Raw genomic sequence first — 16,593 nt, 5'->3', positions numbered from 1 at the left:
TCAGATCACTCCTTCCGCTGCGAGGGCGGCGCGGCGCTCCGGGGCAAGCCCCAGGAGGTCGCCCCAGACGAAATCGTTGTGTGCGCCGAGCGCCGGGCCGAGATGGTCGATGCCGCCGGGGGTCTCGTTGAGCCGCGGCACCACGTTGGGCACCGCATGGCGGCCGGCGCGGGGATCATCCACCATCACGATGTTCTCCCGCGCGCGGTATTGCGGGTCCTCGAAGATCTCGTCGATGGAATAGACCGGCCCGCAGGGCACCTGGTGGCGCTCGCAGAGGTCGATGATCCGGGCGCGGTCCATTGAGCGGGTCCAGTCGGTGACTGCTGCGTCCACCAGCGCGCGGTCGCGCTCGCGCGATGCCAGCAGGCCCCAGCTGTCGTCTCCCGCCAGCTCCGGCCGGCCCATGGCCTCGGCGAGGCGGGCGAAAATCTTGTCGCCGGTGCAGGCGATGGCCACCCAGCGCCCGTCGCCGGTGGGGTAATGGCTGTGCGGCACCACATTGACCGTGCCCGGCCCCATGCGCTCGCGCACATAGCCGAAGGCGTGGTAGGCGCCTGCCAGTTCATCGAGGATGCGGAACACCGGCTCGTAGAGGCCGATATCCACCACCTGCCCGCGCCCGCTCGTCTCGCGCCCCCGCAGCGCCAGCAGCGCGCCATAGGCGCCATAGAGCCCGGCCAGATAATCGGCGATGGTGGCCGAGCCGGGCGTCACCGGCGCCCGGTCGGGATAGCCGGCGAGGAACGACAGCCCGCCGAAGGCATTGCCGATGCGGCCGAATCCGGGGCGGCGGCTGTAGGGCCCGGTCTGGCCGTAGCCGGAGATGCGCACCATCACCAGCTTGGGATTGATGGCGGAGAGCACGTCATAGCCCAGCCCCCAGCCTTCCATGGTGCCGGGCTGGAAGTTCTCCACCAGCACGTCGGCGGTGGCCACCAGCTCCTTCAACAGGGCCGCCCCCTCCGGCTTGCGCAGGTCGAGCGTGGCGCACAGGCGGTTGCGCGCCTCCGACAGATACGGAAGGCTGTCGCCGCACTCGGTCCGCGAGCCGAAGCGGCGCAGGGCATCCCCCACGCCCGGCAGTTCCAGCTTGATCACCTCCGCGCCGAACTCGGCCATCTGCGTGGCGCAGAACGGCCCGGCGATGAAATTCGCCACTTCGAGGACGCGGATGCCCGACAGCGGGCGCTCCGGTTGGGCTTGAGAACCAGTCATGCGGCGTGCTCCCTTGAAGGTCAGCGCGGATCCGAGGCCGAAGCCGGTCCGGATCGGAGGGGCAGGATCAGCGCTTGTCCCAGGGCGGCATGGGCACCACCGCGTCAGCGGTCTTCAGCTCCTCGGGCCACACGATCTCCCGGTTGCCCTTGAGCACCTGAATAAGAAGGCCCTTGGCGCCGAGCTGGGAGCCCGTCTTGGGGTCGATCTTGTAATGACCGAGAACCGTGTCGGTCTCCATCTCGCCCAGCGTCGCCCGCAGCGTGTCCTGGTCGAGGGTCCCAGCCTTCTTGACCGCGTCTTCCAGCACGGTGACACCCGAATAGCCGAAGCCGGCATAATAACCGGGCGGGTAGCCATATTTCGCCTCGAAGGTCTTCACGAACTCCGGATTGCCCTTCGTCTTCACGCCCGGCTCGTAGAGCGAGATGCCGAAGGCATATTCGCCGTCCTTGCCGGTGGACTTGATGAAGTCCTCCTGCGAGACGCCGTTGGAGATGAAGATCTTCGGCAGATAATTGTTGGCGCGGAATTGCTTGATCATCTCGATCGCCTCGTTGGGATAGGCAATGGAGATCCAGGCGTCCGGGGCCTGCTGGCGCGCCTTGGCGATGGCGGACGAATAATCCGACGTGCCGGCAGGGAAGTATTCCGACGCCACCATGGTCAGCGCGCCGCTCTTCACCACTTTGTCCAGTTCCGCCGTCATGTCGCGCGCCGCGTTGAAGTCACGCGACACCATGGTGAAGCTCTTGGCGCCGTTCTGGGCCATCAGCGGGGCCACGCCCTCCACATAAGCGGAGATCGGCGAAGCGGACTGCACCACATAGCGAAAGCCGCGCTGCTGGATCTTCTCCGACGCGCCGCCGGCATTGATGATCACCCGCTTGTGCTTCTCCGCCACCGCAGTGGCGGTGGCGGTGGAGGCCGAGCCCCAGGGCGCCACCAGCAGGTCCACCTTGTCGTCGGTGATCAGCTTTTCATACAGCCGGGCGGCGGTGGCCGGGTCGCTGCGCTCGTCATAGATCACCAGTTCCACCGGCCGCCCCAGGAGGCCGCCACGGGCATTCACCTGATCGCGCCACAGCTCGATGGCCTTGCGGTAATGCTCGGCGGAATCGGCGAGATTTCCGGTCATGGACAAGGCGATGCCGATCTTCACCGGTTCGACCGCCGGGGCCGCGGATGTAAGTCCCAGCCATAGGGCAGCCGCCATCAGGCTGCGCCTGGAAAGTGCGCTCATTGAGGATTCCTCCGTTCAAACGGCCGCTTTGAGCGGCTCTGAATTCAACATGCAGGCGTCAGTGATATGCGGGCCTACTCCGCCGCCCTCATCTCCAGCATGGGATTTGCCTCGCCCAGCGCCGGCGCCTGCCAGCGTGGGCGGGCCGGCTCGTGGCGGAAGCGGATGACGGGGGCCACGTGGCGCCGCCCCTCCCCATCCGTCACCACCGCCCCTCGGGCCACGACTTGAGGATCCGCCAGCGCCTCGGGGAGGGTGTTCACGGGCGCGAAGCAGACCTCGCGTCCGTCGAACCAGCGCACCCATTCGGCCAGCGGCTTCGCGCGAAACGTCTGGCGCAGGAACTGGACCAAGGGCAGTTGATGCGGCCCCGGCCCGCGCTCCGCCAATTCCGCCAGATCAAGGCGCCCCAGCGCCCCCAGCAGGGCGCGGATGAACTTCTCCTCCTGCCCCGCCAGCACCAGATGGCGCCGATCCGCCGTCTCATAGATCTGGTAGAAGGCCGCCCCACCGAGTGAGCGCTCCTGGGCGGGAACCGGCTGACGGTCTTCCGCCAGCGCCGGTCCCAGCTGGTTGGGCACAGCGGCCAGCACGCTCTCGTGCATGGAAATGTCGAGATAGTCGCCACGGCCGGTGCGCTCGCGCCGCAGCAGCGCCATCAGCACGCCGGACAAGGCGTTGAGCGAACTGATGATGTCAGCCGCAGCCAGGCCAGGAATGGCCGGGGCACCGTCGGCGCCCAGCGTGATGCCGGCCACGCCCGCCAGCGCCTCGGTGGCGAGGTCATGGGCCGGGCGGTCGCGATAGGGACCGTCCTGGCCAAAGGCGCTGATGGAGCAATAGACGATCCGCGGATTGCGCGCCGCAACGGTCTCATAATCGATGCCGAGCCGCTTCATCACCCCCGGCCGGAAGGCTTCCACGAAGACGTCCGCCTCCGTCGCCAGCCGCAGCAGGGTGGCGCGTCCCGCCTCCGATTTCAGGTCCAGCACCACGCTGCGCTTGCCCCGGTTCACGGAGCGGAAGAACACCGAGTGCGGCCCATCCGCCAGACCGATGGCGCGACCGGGGTCGCCGCCTGCAGCCTCCACCTTGATGACCTCCGCGCCATGGTCGGCCAGGGACATGGTCAGGTAGGGACCCGGCAGGAAAACGGACAGGTCGACGACCTTCAGCCCCTCAAGCTTCATGACGGGCCTCCTCGCGCCGGTGCAGCGGGGTCAGCAGGCGCTCATTATCGGCCCCGAGGCTGGAACAGGCGGCCTTCGCAGGGCGCGCGCCGTCGATCTTCAACGGGCAGGCGAGCACGCGCAGCGTCTCCGCATGGGGATGATGCACGCTGGTCACCATGGCCGTCTCGGCCATGAAGGGATTGGAGAAGGCTTCCGCCACATCGAAGATCGGCGCGGCGGGAATGGCGCCGGTGAGCACGGAGAGCCACTCTTGGGTGGTGCGCGCCTGCATGCTGGCGTCGAGTTCCGTCGTCAGCGCGGCCCGGTGGTCCCGCCGCGCCAGTTGGGTGGCGAAGCGCACATCGGTGAGAAGATCCCGCCGGCCGATGCGCTCGCACAAGACCTGCCAGAACTTCTCCTTCATGCACATGACATAGATCCAGCCATCCTTGGTCTTCACCGACTGGACCGGCGCCATGGAGCCATGGGCGCCGCGGGGCAGGCGCTGCGGCATGGTGCCGGTGTTGAGGAACCAGGTGGCGGAATAGGCATGCTGGTGGGTGGCCACGTCGAACAGATTGGTGTCCACGTCGCAGCCCTTGCCCGTGATGCGGGCACGCATGAGACAGGAGAGCAAGCCGACCACGCCGGTGGTGCCGGTCATGTAGTCGATCATGGACAGGCCGATGCGGGTGGGTGGGCCGTCCGGCTCGCCGGTCATGCTCATCAGGCCGGCCTCGGCCTGGGCAAGGAAGTCATAGCCCGGCCAGGCGGTTCGACTGTTATCGCGGCCATAGGCCGAGATGTGAAGGCAGACGATCGCGGGATTGACCTTGGAGAGACTGGCATAATCGATGCCCAGCTTCTTCGGCAGATCGCCGCGCAGATTATTGACCACCGCATCAGCAGTCGCCACCAGCGCCAAGAAGTCGTCATGATCTTCCGGCCGGCTGAGGTCGAGGGCCATGCTGCGCTTGTTCATATTGAACGACTGCGCATACAGGCTGTCGCTCTCGCCCAGAAAGTGCGGCCCCACCCCACGCGAGGCATCGCCGCCAGTGGCCGGGTTCTCAATCTTGATCACCTCGGCCCCCAGATCCGCCAGGAGCATGGTGCCATAGGGGCCGGCCCCAAAGCTCTCCAGCGACAGAATGCGGAGGCCGGCGAGCGGCCGTGTGGTCTCAGGCGTTTCCCTAGGCGTCATGGGCGTTACGCTCCCATCCAATGCTGGCGTGCTGTCCGGCACGCTGCGGCGCCTTGCCATCCGCGGACTTTATCGTCCCCGAACATGCGTCTCTGGTCGGACCCGGCGCTTCAACTTGTTCGGATAAGATTGAACTTCAAACCATCGAGGTCAAGTAGAAAAACATTAAATCAATGGTGCGTCGCACTCTTTGGGTTGTGCAACAGCACACTTATCAGATCTTGACCGGACAAGTTTGCCCTTCTAAAGTGTGTTTGAAGATGTGCGGACGCGGAGATGGTAACGTCCGCGGCGTCACGCTCGCCAGGCACGCGCCGCCCGGCGTTGAACGATGGTGCGACAGGACATCGGGGCACGATCCCATGGATGCAGACATGAAGACGGACGAAGCGGCAGGATTTTCCAGTGATCAGACGCTCACTTCGAGCGATCTGGCTGGCGTGATCCAGCGCGAGATCGCCCACGGGCGGTACGGCATCGGCGCGGCGCTGCCGTCCGAGGCGGACCTGCGCCTGCGCTACGCCGTCGGGCGCCACACCGTGCGTGAGGCGGTGCGGCGGCTGGTGGAGATCGGCCTTGTTGAGCGCCGCCAGGGCGCGCCGACCCGCGTCGTCGCGCTTCAGCCGCGCGCGGCCTATGTGCATTCCCTGCTGTCGCTGGGCGAGTTGTTCCAGTACACGCGGGAAACCCAACTGGAGATCGCCGAAAACGCCATCGTGCCGCTCGATGAGGACGACGCCGCCTTCGTGGGCGCCACGCCGAAGTCACGCTGGCTGCGCCTGCTGGGCCTGCGCCGCGAAGCGACGGTGGACGAGGTGATCAGCCACACCACGGTGCTGCTGCACGCGCGTTTCGCCCCCCTCTTCGCGGGCATGCGCCTGCCTCAGGGGCCGCTCTATGCGGTCATCGAAAGCGCCACCGGCGAGGTGGTGATGGAGGCGCGGCAGGAAATCTCCACCGGGCCCCTGCCGGCCTATGCCGCGCGCGTGCTTGGCGTGCAAGCGGGCGTCATGGCGATCATGGTCACCCGCCGCTACATCGACATCAGCGGCGGCATCATGTTTGCCTCGCGCAACTGGCACAAGGCGGAAGCCTTCCGCTATGCGGTCAGCCTCCGGCGCGACATGCCGAGTTGAGGCGACGCCTTTGGCCGGCCCCCCGCACCAGCATCTCCTGGGTGGCATCCGCATAGGGAGGTGCGGCGCGGCGATTCTTGTCCCGCGCGGCGCGCGCATGTTCCCGGCACCCCCGCCGCGACGGGAGATGCGGACAGCACGCGCTTGACGCCGCGCTGCCACTTGCTAGGGTGACCGCAAGTGGTTGTGAACCGAACCGTCATGCCCCGTGAGGGCTGACTCTCTGCCGTGAAACTCGCAGGGCGCGCCGGACACAGACCGCTTCTTCCCAAGACACGCGACCTTTCGACATACGGCGTCCTCCCGGATCCGGCGGCAGTCCCCTGCCGGCGGCACGGGCAAAGAGAACGGCCATGACCGATCGCACCACCGACGCGCTTGCCCCCGGCGAGCTGGCGTCCGCTCAGACCCTCGACGCCGGCCACATGGGCTGCGGCGAGTTGGTGATGCTGCTGCGCATCCGCCTGAAGGCGATGCCCGGCGCGGTGATGCGCGTCATCGCCTTGGATTCCGGCGCGCCGGAGGACCTGCCGGCCTGGTGCCGCATGACCCGCAATGCGCTGCTGCGCCACGACGCCGCCACCCACAGCTTCTGGATCCGCTCGCGGACCGACTGGACCTGACCCCGCCCCACCCCAAGGAGCATCACATGCCCGGCAAATTCGTCGTCTCCATCAGTTGCGCCAAGAACGACACCGACAAGGCGACCGTCGGCTTCGTCATCGCCAATGCCGCGGTAGCCTCCGACCAGGAGACCGTGGTGTTCCTCTCCATCGAGGGCACGCGCCTGTCCCAGGCCGGCTATGCGGACGACATCCACGAGGAGGGCTTTGCCCCGCTGAAAGACCTGATGGCCAATTTCGCCGCTGCCGGCGGCACCATCTATGTCTGCTCGCCCTGCTTCAAGAAGCGCGGCCTCAACGAGGACAATCTGGTGGCCGGCGCGAAGATCGTCGGCGGCGCCAAGCTGGTGGAGTTCATGAGCGAGGGCAGTCCCTCCATCAGCTACTGACGCCCGAGGCCGGAGCCACGCCATGATCCCCGTCCGCCGGATGGCCGCCGCCTTCCTGATTGCCGCCCTCGGCTACGGGGCGCTGTCGTTCGCCCTGTTCCGCATGCCGGAGAGCGCCGCCGCCGCGCTGGAGTGCGGCTTCCTGCCCGAGGAATTCGTGTCCTCGGGCGAGCTCACCTTCCAGCGCACCCAGGCCTTCCTGGTCTCGTTCCAGCGCAAGGAGGAGTATTTCACCGCCGCCACCGTGGGCCTCGCGGTGGCGTTCGCCGCCTTTGCCTTTCAGGTGGGCCGGCGCGGCGGGGCGGCCTCCGCGGGGCTGGCCGCCGGCGGCGGCCTGCTCGCCGTCTCGGCCTTGTGCGTCAGCTGCATCGCCCCCGCCCTCTCCGTGGTGGGCCTCGGCCTCGCGGGCAGCGTTCTGGCCGGGGTGCCGAAGGGGCTGCTGTTCCTCAATACGCTGCTACTCACCGGCTGGGGCACGCTGTTTCTCGCGCGCCGCGCCACCGCCTGCCCGCTGCCGGCGCGCCCGGCCCCTCGGCCCGATGGCCGCCTCGATCAGGGAGTGACGCCATGAGATCCGTTCGTGCCCCGGCCCTTCTCGCCACGCTGGCGGCCTTGCTCGCCGGCCCCGCCTTGGCGGCCGACTATGCCAGCATCCTCACCCCGGCCAAGCCCGGCTGGCCGCTGGCCAACCCCATCGCCACCAGCGAGATCGCGCCGCCGCCGTTCGCGCTGCCCTCCGAGCGCGGCGTCAATCCGGCCTATGTGCCGGGCCTGCCCGGCCTGCCGCAGGGCCGGGCGGTGAGCGACGACTTCGGCCGCAAGCCGCTGAAATATGATGCGGTGTTCATTCGCCAGAGCCGGGTGGAAAATGGCGAGGTGGTGATCCCGCCCGGCGGCCTTGCCTATCTCGAAGACACCTGGGGCGGCGAAGTCGCCCTGCGCGGCGAGCAGGTGCCGGTGCTGGGCCGCACCCCCACTTATATCGACTACGACATGTCCATCGCCGTGAAGGAGAATGTCACCATTCCCGCCGGCGGCGCGGTGGTGGTGGGCGGGCAGGTCTATCATTACTACGCCACCGTCGGGCACGAGAAGATGTTCAACCATTCCCTGCACGTGCGCACCATCGCCGGCACGGACTGGGAATGGGCGTTCGGCGCGCCGGAACTCTCCGCCACCGAGACCGGATGGTGGGGCAACCGCTTCGCCCAGCTCTACAACCAGGGCCAGGCGCGGGAGGTCTCGCCCAAGCAGCTGACCTTCGACTGGCTGTCCGGCGTGCGCATGGACCGGCTGCTCTATGCCGAGGACAAGGTGTTCGCGGGCCTCGCCGGCGCCGGAGCCGAATGGACGGTGGGCGCGCGCACCGTGCGCGTCGCCGGCATCGACGCCGCCAAGGGCACGGTGACCCTGGAACTGCTGCAGAACGGCGCGGTGACCGGCTCCAAGACCCTCGGCCCGGTGCAGGGCGACCGGCTGATCGAGGACACCGCCGCCCGCAAGGCGCTGGTGTTCGAGGACGGCGACATGGTGGCCTTCCTGTCCCCCTGGCCCAACGCCTTCGAGGGCGACACGGCCAATCTCAAGGTCTATGGCCGCGCCTTCAGCCTCGCCTATGGCGCGGATTATGCGCGCGATCCCCGCTTTGCGGTCTATCCGGTGGGTTGCCCCACCGGGCACAATTTCGGCTTCATGCTGGTCAACAAAGCGGAGATCCGCCTGAAGCCCGGCACCGCCTACGATGGCCCGGAGGGCTATTTCAAGGTGGTGGTGGACGCCCTGGAGGGCGGCGCCGTCACCGCCTGGCACGTGGAAGATGGGCAGGGCAACCGCTCCATCAATCTGGGCGGGCCGCAGGTGGCCAATGTGGACCTGGTGCTCGGCCAGGGGCGCGTCGCCGGCCAGGCGATCCTGAAAGACGTGGGCCGCGCCTTGCTGACCCGGAGCTATGACACCGCCGCCCGGCTGGAGACCGCAGCGCTGCCCGCCGGCCAGAAGGCCGCGGCCGCGACGCCGGCCGCACCGGCGGTGATCGCGCCTCCTCCCGCCGCGGCGCCCGCGCATCCCGTGGAAGCGAGCCTCTCGCCGGCACTGATGGTCGCCGTCGGCATCCTGGCGGTGGGCGCGGGGGCGGTGGGCTTCGAGCTGGGCCGCCGCCGCAAGGCCTAAAGGCCGCTCCCCTCCCGCCGGCGGCTCCCAACGGGCCGCCGGCCGTCAGTCCTGCCGAGGATCCTTGATGACCGAGCCCGTGGCCGCCCACGCTTATCCCCCCGATGTGGCCTTCGACGGCGGCGATCTCGATTGCGGCAACGGCCTGCTGCTGCTCATCCGCAAGCACATCGATCCGCTGCCCCGCGGCGGGCTGCTGGAGATCCGCTCCACCGAGATTTCCGTCGATGAAGACCTGCCGGCCTGGTGCCGCCTCACCGGCAACGAGCTGATTTCCTGGACCAAGGAGAAGACGCAGCGCTCCTTCCTGGTGTGCAAGGGCAAGCTGGCCGAGCGCGCGCCGCTTCCCGCGCCCACCGTCCGCGCGCCCGCCATGGCGGCGCCCGCGCCCCGGGTGCGCACGCCCATCACCCCGCCCCTTATTCCCGAACTGGCGGTCATGGGCATCGGCTCCTGGCCGCGCCCGCGCTGGATGGTGGAGGCCATGCATGCTTATGTGGAGGGCCGGCTGTCGGAGGCCGCCTTCCAGGAGACGGCGGACGATGCGGTGCGCCTCGCCATCGCCGCCCAGGAGCGGGCGGGCGTGGGCCTCGTCACCGACGGCGAGCAGCGCCGCGACAGCTATGCCAGCTTCGTGGCCAGTCGCCTGGACAATTGCCAGCTCATTCCGCTCACCGATCTGCTGCCGCTGGTGGACGATCCCGAGGAGTTCGCCGCCGAGCTGCGCGCGCTGGACATTCCGGCCGGCGATGTGCGCCACCCGGCGGTGTTCGGCCCGCTGGTCCGCACCCGTCCGCTGGTGGCCCATGAGGTGGATTTCGCCCGCACGGTGACCACCAGGCCGGTGAAGGTGGCCCTGCCCGGCCCCTATCTGCTCACCAGGACCATGTGGATGGAGTGCATTTCCGACCGCGCCTATGCCAGCCGCGAGGCGCTGGCCGCCGACATCGTGGCGGTGCTGCGGGCGGAACTGGCGGAGCTCATGGATGCGGGCGCGGCGCTGGTGCAGTTCGACGAGCCGGTGCTGTCGGAGGTGGTGTTCTCGGGCGCCAAGAACAAGCGCTCCTTCATGTGCGGCGCGCTGTCGGAATCGCTGCCCCCAGCCCACGAGTTGGCTTTTGCCCGCGACCTTCTCAATGCGGTGCTGGACGGCGCGCCGCGCGCCCGCACCGCCATGCATGTGTGCCGCGGCAACTGGACTCCCGACGAGAGCGTGGCGCTCGCCGGCTCCTATGCCCCGCTGGTGGACATGCTGGCCCAGGTGAAGGTGGGCGCCTATCTGCTGGAAATGTGTACGCCGCGCGCGGGCGAAATGGAGATCCTCAAAGCCCTGCCGGAGGACGCGCGCATCGGCGTCGGCGTGGTCAACCAGAAGGACCCGCACACGGAAGGCGTGGCCGAGGTGGAGGCGCGCATCCGCGCCGCCATCGATTTGTTCGGACGCGAGCGGGTGCTGCTGCATCCCGACTGCGGCTTTGCCACCTTCGCCGACAACCCCATCTGCTGCACCGGCGCGGCGCAGGACAAGCTCTCCGTCATCGCCCAGGCGGTGCAGCGCCTGCGGTGAGCCGGACGGCGATGGACTGGGTCCGGTCACCATCCGATGCCTGACGCAGGGCGCCTTCGGGGTCAAGGGCCGCCCGGTCCGGGCCGTTTCACCCCCCTCCCTGCCCTCCCCCGCATGGGGGGAGGGTTCGCCGGCCGCGCGCGGCGACCGCTCTCCCGATGACCGTCGGTTACACCGCTCATCCTGGCGCACCGCGCCCTCTCCCCCCTTGCGGGGGAGAGCTGGAGAGGGGGGTGAAACGCTCTCCAGTCAAGGCGTTCGCACGCCGGATCGCGCGCTAAAACCCGTAGACGTCCCGTGCCGCGTCGGCGCTGATGAGCCCGTCGCGCAGATCGGCCGCCACCGCTGCGCGGTCGCGCGTCCTGGCGCACCGCGCCCTCTCCCCCCTTGCGGGGGAGAGTTGGAGAGGGGGGTGAAACGCTCTCCCGTCAAGGCGTTCGCACGCCGGATCGCGCGCGAAAACCCGTACACGTCCCGTGCCGCGTCGGCGCTGATGAGACCGTCGCGCAGATCGGCCGCCACCGCCGCGCGGTCGCGCGCCTTAGGGTCGCCCATGCCGCCGCCGACCGCGCGCGGCGACCTCTCTCCCGATGACCGTCGGTCACACCGCTCGTCCTGGCGCACCGCGCCCTCTCCCCCCTTGCGGGGGAGAGCTGGAGAGGGGGGTGAAACGCTCTCCAGTAAAGCCGCTCGCACGCCGGATCGCGCGCTAAAGCCCGTAGACGTCCCGTGCCGCGTCGGCGCTGATGAGCCCGTCGCGCAGATCGGCCGCCACCGCCGCGCGGTCGCGCGCCCTGGGGTCGCCCATGCCGCCGCCGCCGGCCTCGCGCAATGTCATGCGGTCGCCGGGCGCCAGCACCTGCCGCCCCTTGGGGTCCACCACCACGCCATTGATGCGGTGCTCGCGCAGCGTGCCGGCGCCGCCGCCGGCCAGGCCCTTGGGCGCGAACTCGGTGCGATTGGCCATGGAGAACACCACCACCTCGGCGCCGGTGTCGTTGCGAAACTGGATCTCCTGCCCAAGCCCGCCCCGCGCCGCCCCCGGCCCGCCGGAATCCGGCAGCAGATGCTTGTGCTCCACGGTGAGGCCGGTGCGGCTTTCCCAGGTCTCCACCGGCACGCAGCCCATGTTGGACGGCCCCGGCGTGGTGGAGTAGCCGTCCAGTTGGTCCAGCGCACCAAAGCCGCCGGCGGCGAAATACAGCGCCGAAAGCTGCCGGCCATTGGGCTGGCGCCCCTGGAAGGTGACGATATTGATCATGCCGCAATCCGCCTGCACCCGCTCCGGCAGCGCCTTGGCCAGCGCACCGAAGATCAGCGGCGTCACGAAGTGCCCGACGATGTGCCGGCCGGCGGTGGCCATGGGCGGAATGGCGTTGAGGATCGAGCCTTCCGGCGCACGCACCTCGACCGGGGCCACCGAGCCCTCATTATTGGGAATGGACGGCGCCGTGAGGCACTTGATGGAGAACAGCGCCATGGCACGGGTGTAGCAGAACGGCACATTGATGCCCGCCCGCACCGCCGGGCTGGAGCCAGTGAAATCGATCGCCAGCCCATCGCCCGCCTTGTCGATGCGGCAGGCCAGATGCAGCGGGCCGTCGATGCCCTCGAAGTCGATCCGGTTGGTATAGACGCCATCGGGGATCTCGCGGATGCGGGCCCGCATGGCCTGCTCTGACTGCGCCTGGATCGCCCGTGACAGCGGCACCAGATCGGCCACCCCATATTCGGCCATGAACTCCACCAATTGGCGCGCACCCACCTCGGTGCAGCTCACATTGGCGAAGATGTCGCCCAGCACCTGCTCGGGCACCCGCACATTGCTGCGGATGATCTCCACCAGCAATTCATTGAGCACGCCCTCATCATAGAGCTTGCAGATGGGGATCAGGATGCCCTCGTGATACATCTCGGTGGCCACGGCCGAGAAGCCCATGCCGCCGATGTCCGGCAGATGGGTGACGCTCATGGAATAGGCCACCAGCGCGCCATTCTGGAACACCGGCCGCATCACGCAGATGTCGAACAGGTGGCCGGTGCCCATCATCGGGTCATTGGTCACCACCACGTCGCCGGGCTTCAGGGTCTCGGGCGGGAAGCGGTTCAGCATGTGGCGCAAGGTGACCGGGGCGGTGCCCACGAACACCGGGATCGACCGTGTGCCCTGCACCATCATGCGGGCCTCCCGGTCGAACAGCATCACCGAGAGGTCGTAACCCTCCCGCACGATGGTGGAGAAGGAGGTGCGCACCAGCGTCTCGACGATCTCGTCGCTGATGGAGATCAGCCGGTCCCACATGATGCCGAGGCTGAGGGGATCCAGGTCCAAACCGGTCGCGGATGCCACAGGGTGTTCCATGCCGTGACTCATTGTGGCACTCCCTGTCATGCGACATCTCCCGCGCGGGTGGCGGCGGCGATTTCGACCACCAGATTGAACGCCGCGTCCACCTGCGCCAGGTCGCCGGCGCGCAACAGGCAGGTGGACTCCCGCTCCTCGATCACCGCCGGGCCGGCCACCGTGGCGCCGGGGGCCAGCGCATAGCGATCATAGACCGGCACTGCGGCAAAGCCGTTCTGCTCGGGCAGATAGACCTGCCGGTGGCCCTTCAGCGCCGTCCCGGCCGGCGCGCGCGAACCGGTCTCGCCGCTCAATTCCGGCGCCGGACCGCGCACGTCCACCTTCCAGCTGACCAGCTCGATCGGCTCCTTCAAGGCATCCACCTTGAAGGCGGCGCGATAGTGCGCGGCGAACATGTCGGCCAGCAGCGGGAACACCTCTTCCAGCGGCCGGTCGGGCAGCACCAGCTCGATCTCGTGGCCCTGGCCGCGATAGCGGGCGTCCACCCGCAGGTCGCGGACGATGTCCTGCGGGGCGATGCCGGCCGCGTCCAAATACGACGCGGCTTCGGTCACAAGTTTGGTGAATTCCGCAGCGAAGCGTGTCGCATCCAGATGCTCCAGCTCCACCAGATGCGAGCGCGCCAGCTCGAACGACAGCGGGCTGGCCAGCAGGCCGAGCGCCGACATCACCCCTGCGCCGGGCGGCAGGACGATCCGCGCCACCCGCAATTTGCGTGCAACGCCAGTGGCATGGATCGGGCCGCCGCCGCCGAAGGCGATCATCGTCGCCTGCCGGCAGTCGAACCCGCGCTCGATGGCATGGATGCGGAAGGCGCGGGCGATGTCCTCGTTCACCACCTCATGGATGCCCCAGGCGGCGCGCGATAGATCGAGGCCCAAGGGCTTGGCAACATTGAGGATTATGGCTTCTTCCGCGGCCTGCGGCCCGAGCCCCATCTTGCCCCCCAGGAAGAAGGCCGGATCCAGCAACCCCAGCACCAGATTGGCATCCGTCAACGTCGCCGCCGCCCCGCCCCGGCCATAGCAGGCCGGTCCCGGATCGGCGCCGGCGGACCGCGGCCCGACCTTCACGACGCCCCGTTCGTCAACATTTGCAATGCTTCCGCCGCCCGAGCCGATCTCCGTCATGTCGATGACCGGCAGCTTCAGCGACAGCCCGCTGCCTCTTTTGTGATGATAGGTGCGGGCCACCTCCATCTCGTATTTTTTCAGCGCCACCCCCTCCCGCACCAGCGCCCCCTTGGCGGTGGTGCCGCCGAGGTCGAAGGCCAGCACATTGGCAAGGCCCAGCCGTCGCGCATGCTCGGCGGCCATGAGCACGCCAGCGGCAGGTCCGGATTCCAGCATGCGCACCGGATAGCGCCGGGCGGTCTCCGGCGTCACGGTGCCGCCGCTGGACGACATCATGTAGAGCCGGCCGGCGAACCCCAGATGGGCCAGAGTGTCTTCCAGACGGCGCAGATAGCGGTCGAACAGCGGCTGCGTATAGGCATTGACCGTGCACGTGGTCCAGCGCTCATATTCCCGCAGATACGGAAAAACATCCGCGGACGTGGACACGTAAAGCTGCGGAAATGCCTGCGCCACGCCGTCGCGGGCCGCCTGCTCATGGGCCGGGTTGGCATAAGCGTGCAGGAAGCAGATGGCGAGCGCCTCGATCTTTTCGCGCGCCATGAGGTCCGCCACCGCTGCGGTGACACTGTCTGGATCGAGCGGCCGCTCAATGCTGCCGTCGAAGCGGACCCGCTCATCGATCTCCGCCCGGCAGCCGCGCGCCACCACCGGCGGGGCGAAGCGGATGCGCAGGTCGAACAGGTCGTAGCGCTGCTCCAGTCCCATATCGAGCTGATCGGCAAAGCCCTTGGTCACCAGCATGCCGGTGCGCGCGCCGCGCCGCTCGATCACCGCATTGGTGACCAGCGTGGTGCCATGGATGATCTCGCCCACCTGCGCGAGATCCAGCCCCGCCTGCGCGAGAATCGCCTGGCAGCCCTCCACCACCGCCGCGGAGGGGTCGTCCGGAGTGGTGAGCTGCTTGTGAAGGTGGAGCCGGCCATCCGGCGCGCCCGACAGGGCGAAGTCGGTGAAGGTGCCGCCGATGTCCACGCCGATCCTGATCATCCGCTGCACCCCGACACCCGTCCGACGCCCACGCCATGCCCGGTCATTGTCGGCATCGCGCCGCGTTCGTCAACATACATCGTTGTATGGAAAATATGCATGACTGCTTGGTAATACAGCATGACAGACCGGCGACGTTAAATTATCGTCAAGCTTCATCGGGCGGAAAACGCCGCCTCGCGCATCGGTCGGAGGGGTTCATGAGGCATGCCGAAATGTTCGCAGCGCTGGCCCTCGCGGCCAGCCTCGCAGCCGGGCCGGCCCACGCTCAGCAGGTGATCAAGATCGGCGTGGTGGGCCCCCTCACCGGCGCCTTCGCCGCCGGCGGCCAGAGCCAGATCACCGGCGCCGAGATGCGCGCCAAGGAAATCAACGCCCAGGGCGGCCCCTACAAGATCGAGCTGTTCTCGGAAGACGACGCCAGCAATTGCGATCAGTCGGTGAACGCCACCGTGAAGCTGGTGACGCGCGAGAATGTGGTGGCCGTGCTCGGCGCCCTGAACAGCCCGTGTGCCCTGGCCATGGTGCCCATCACCAAGCGCTACAAGACCCCCCAATTCACCCCGGGCGTCGGCGCCGCCATCACCAAGCAGGGCTCCGAATGGGTGTTCCGCATTGCGGTGGGCGCCGAAGGACAGACCAAGGCGCTCGCCGACTTCACGGTGAACAAGCTCGGCGAAAAGAAGATCGCCGTCTTGTATTCGGATGATGAATACGGCGCCTCCATGGCCAACGGCTTCAAGACGGCCCTGGCGGCGCTCGGCGTCCAGCCGGTGGCGTTCGAGAGCTTCCCCCGCGCCGACCAGGACTTTACCGGCCAGTTGAGCAAGGCAAAGCAGGCCGGCGCAACCGCGCTCTACGCGGTTGGCGCCTACACCGCCTCCGCGCTCATCGCCAAGCAGGCCAAGGCGCTGGGCATGAACTTGAAACTGCTGGGCGACACCGGCAATGCCACGCCCAAATATATCGAACTGGGCGGCGAGGCGGTGGAAGGCGCGGTGGTGATGGAGCCCTTCACCCCGGTGGACCCCGACCCGAAGGTCCAGGAGTTCGTGAAGCGCTACAAGGACCAGTACGGGCGCGATCCCGACGGCTGGGTGGCAGAGATGTATGACACCGTCGGCATCATCCACGCGGCGGTCACCAAGGCCGGCAAGGCGGATCGCCAGGTGGTGCGCGACTATGCGGCCAGCCTCAAGCCCGGCACGGCCTACACCGGCATTCTAGGCCAATGGACCTTCGATGCCACGGGCGAGGCGCAGTTTCCGCTCTACAAGGTGGAAATCAAGGACGGCAAGAAGGTGATCGTCGGGCGCTGAAGCGCCCGCGTCGCTCTGGGCCGGCCCCGCAGGCTGGCCCCGGAGCCCTGGGGCGGCGCTCTGCC

Annotated in this window: 13 protein-coding genes; 7 read left to right on the top strand and 6 right to left on the bottom strand. The window is 68.2% G+C overall.

What is annotated here, in order from left to right:
- The 4 genes from AAG816_RS11155 to AAG816_RS11140 form a co-directional block, all read right to left on the bottom strand.
- Positions 1-1,218, bottom strand: a complete 1,218-nt coding sequence (locus AAG816_RS11155; RefSeq protein ID WP_341989692.1) for a CoA transferase — start codon at positions 1,216-1,218, stop codon at positions 1-3.
- Between the two features lie 67 nt (positions 1,219-1,285).
- The gene (locus AAG816_RS11150) at positions 1,286-2,461 is read right to left on the bottom strand and encodes an amino acid ABC transporter substrate-binding protein (RefSeq protein WP_341989691.1); all 1,176 of its coding nucleotides are present in this window, start codon (positions 2,459-2,461) and stop codon (positions 1,286-1,288) included.
- 74 nt (positions 2,462-2,535) lie between these two features.
- Positions 2,536-3,651 (bottom strand): CoA transferase, encoded by a 1,116-nt coding sequence (locus AAG816_RS11145; protein WP_341989690.1) that lies wholly within the window; start codon positions 3,649-3,651, stop codon positions 2,536-2,538.
- Positions 3,641-4,837 carry a CoA transferase gene (locus AAG816_RS11140; protein ID WP_341989689.1) on the bottom strand — a complete coding sequence of 399 codons (1,197 nt, stop codon included), beginning with the start codon at positions 4,835-4,837 and terminating at the stop codon, positions 3,641-3,643. The genes AAG816_RS11145 and AAG816_RS11140 overlap by 11 nt, the downstream gene beginning before the upstream one ends.
- Before the next feature lie 374 nt (positions 4,838-5,211).
- Here AAG816_RS11140 and AAG816_RS11135 point away from each other — a divergent pair, with 374 nt between their 5' ends.
- The 6 genes from AAG816_RS11135 (at position 5,212) to AAG816_RS11110 (ending at position 10,721) form a co-directional block, all read left to right on the top strand.
- The gene (locus AAG816_RS11135) at positions 5,212-5,973 is read left to right on the top strand and encodes a GntR family transcriptional regulator (protein ID WP_341989688.1); all 762 of its coding nucleotides are present in this window, start codon (positions 5,212-5,214) and stop codon (positions 5,971-5,973) included.
- Positions 5,974-6,326: 353 nt separating this feature from the next.
- A complete protein-coding gene (locus AAG816_RS11130; RefSeq protein WP_341989687.1) occupies positions 6,327-6,596 on the top strand; it encodes a sulfurtransferase TusA family protein in 270 nt (89 codons plus the stop codon).
- A 26-nt stretch (positions 6,597-6,622) separates the two neighbouring features.
- Positions 6,623-6,985 (top strand): DsrE family protein, encoded by a 363-nt coding sequence (locus AAG816_RS11125; RefSeq protein WP_341989686.1) that lies wholly within the window; start codon positions 6,623-6,625, stop codon positions 6,983-6,985.
- A 22-nt stretch (positions 6,986-7,007) separates the two neighbouring features.
- Positions 7,008-7,556, top strand: coding sequence for a hypothetical protein (locus AAG816_RS11120; RefSeq protein WP_341989685.1), 549 nt, complete (start codon positions 7,008-7,010; stop codon positions 7,554-7,556).
- Positions 7,553-9,154: a hypothetical protein gene (locus AAG816_RS11115; protein WP_341989684.1), complete on the top strand. Its 1,602-nt coding sequence runs from the start codon at positions 7,553-7,555 to the stop codon at positions 9,152-9,154. Before AAG816_RS11120 ends, AAG816_RS11115 begins: the two co-directional genes overlap by 4 nt.
- A gap of 67 nt (positions 9,155-9,221) precedes the next feature.
- Positions 9,222-10,721: a 5-methyltetrahydropteroyltriglutamate--homocysteine methyltransferase gene (locus AAG816_RS11110; RefSeq protein ID WP_341989682.1), complete on the top strand. Its 1,500-nt coding sequence runs from the start codon at positions 9,222-9,224 to the stop codon at positions 10,719-10,721.
- Between the two features lie 709 nt (positions 10,722-11,430).
- Here AAG816_RS11110 and AAG816_RS11105 read toward each other — a convergent pair.
- Together AAG816_RS11105 and AAG816_RS11100 are read right to left on the bottom strand one after the other, a co-directional pair.
- Positions 11,431-13,083 (bottom strand): hydantoinase B/oxoprolinase family protein, encoded by a 1,653-nt coding sequence (locus tag AAG816_RS11105; protein ID WP_341989681.1) that lies wholly within the window; start codon positions 13,081-13,083, stop codon positions 11,431-11,433.
- A 26-nt stretch (positions 13,084-13,109) separates the two neighbouring features.
- Positions 13,110-15,209, bottom strand: a complete 2,100-nt coding sequence (locus AAG816_RS11100) for a hydantoinase/oxoprolinase family protein (protein WP_341989680.1) — start codon at positions 15,207-15,209, stop codon at positions 13,110-13,112.
- 200 nt (positions 15,210-15,409) lie between these two features.
- Between AAG816_RS11100 and AAG816_RS11095 the strand changes: the two genes are divergently transcribed.
- Positions 15,410-16,528 carry an ABC transporter substrate-binding protein gene (locus tag AAG816_RS11095; RefSeq protein WP_341989679.1) on the top strand — a complete coding sequence of 373 codons (1,119 nt, stop codon included), beginning with the start codon at positions 15,410-15,412 and terminating at the stop codon, positions 16,526-16,528.
- The last annotated feature ends 65 nt before the right edge of the window (positions 16,529-16,593 follow it).

This window comes from Azorhizobium sp. AG788 (genome assembly GCF_943371865.1).
Taxonomy (GTDB): Bacteria; Pseudomonadota; Alphaproteobacteria; order Rhizobiales; family Xanthobacteraceae; genus Azorhizobium.
The sequence above is the reverse complement of the archived record's forward strand: the minus strand, read 5'-3'. Positions and strand labels throughout refer to the sequence as shown.

Bases quoted from the DNA above. Each gene is read 5' to 3' on its own strand.
- AAG816_RS11125 (WP_341989686.1), top strand. From the start codon at position 6,623: ATGCCCGGCAAATTCGTCGTCTCCATCAGTTGCGCCAAGAACGACACC.
- AAG816_RS11105 (WP_341989681.1), bottom strand. From the start codon at position 13,083: ATGGAACACCCTGTGGCATCCGCGACCGGTTTGGACCTGGATCCCCTC.
- AAG816_RS11150 (WP_341989691.1), bottom strand. From the start codon at position 2,461: ATGAGCGCACTTTCCAGGCGCAGCCTGATGGCGGCTGCCCTATGGCTG.
- AAG816_RS11115 (WP_341989684.1), top strand. From the start codon at position 7,553: ATGAGATCCGTTCGTGCCCCGGCCCTTCTCGCCACGCTGGCGGCCTTG.
- AAG816_RS11120 (WP_341989685.1), top strand. From the start codon at position 7,008: ATGATCCCCGTCCGCCGGATGGCCGCCGCCTTCCTGATTGCCGCCCTC.
- AAG816_RS11140 (WP_341989689.1), bottom strand. From the start codon at position 4,837: ATGACGCCTAGGGAAACGCCTGAGACCACACGGCCGCTCGCCGGCCTC.
- AAG816_RS11095 (WP_341989679.1), top strand. From the start codon at position 15,410: ATGAGGCATGCCGAAATGTTCGCAGCGCTGGCCCTCGCGGCCAGCCTC.
- AAG816_RS11110 (WP_341989682.1), top strand. From the start codon at position 9,222: ATGACCGAGCCCGTGGCCGCCCACGCTTATCCCCCCGATGTGGCCTTC.
- AAG816_RS11135 (WP_341989688.1), top strand. From the start codon at position 5,212: ATGAAGACGGACGAAGCGGCAGGATTTTCCAGTGATCAGACGCTCACT.
- AAG816_RS11155 (WP_341989692.1), bottom strand. From the start codon at position 1,218: ATGACTGGTTCTCAAGCCCAACCGGAGCGCCCGCTGTCGGGCATCCGC.
- AAG816_RS11130 (WP_341989687.1), top strand. From the start codon at position 6,327: ATGACCGATCGCACCACCGACGCGCTTGCCCCCGGCGAGCTGGCGTCC.
- AAG816_RS11145 (WP_341989690.1), bottom strand. From the start codon at position 3,651: ATGAAGCTTGAGGGGCTGAAGGTCGTCGACCTGTCCGTTTTCCTGCCG.
- AAG816_RS11100 (WP_341989680.1), bottom strand. From the start codon at position 15,209: ATGATCAGGATCGGCGTGGACATCGGCGGCACCTTCACCGACTTCGCC.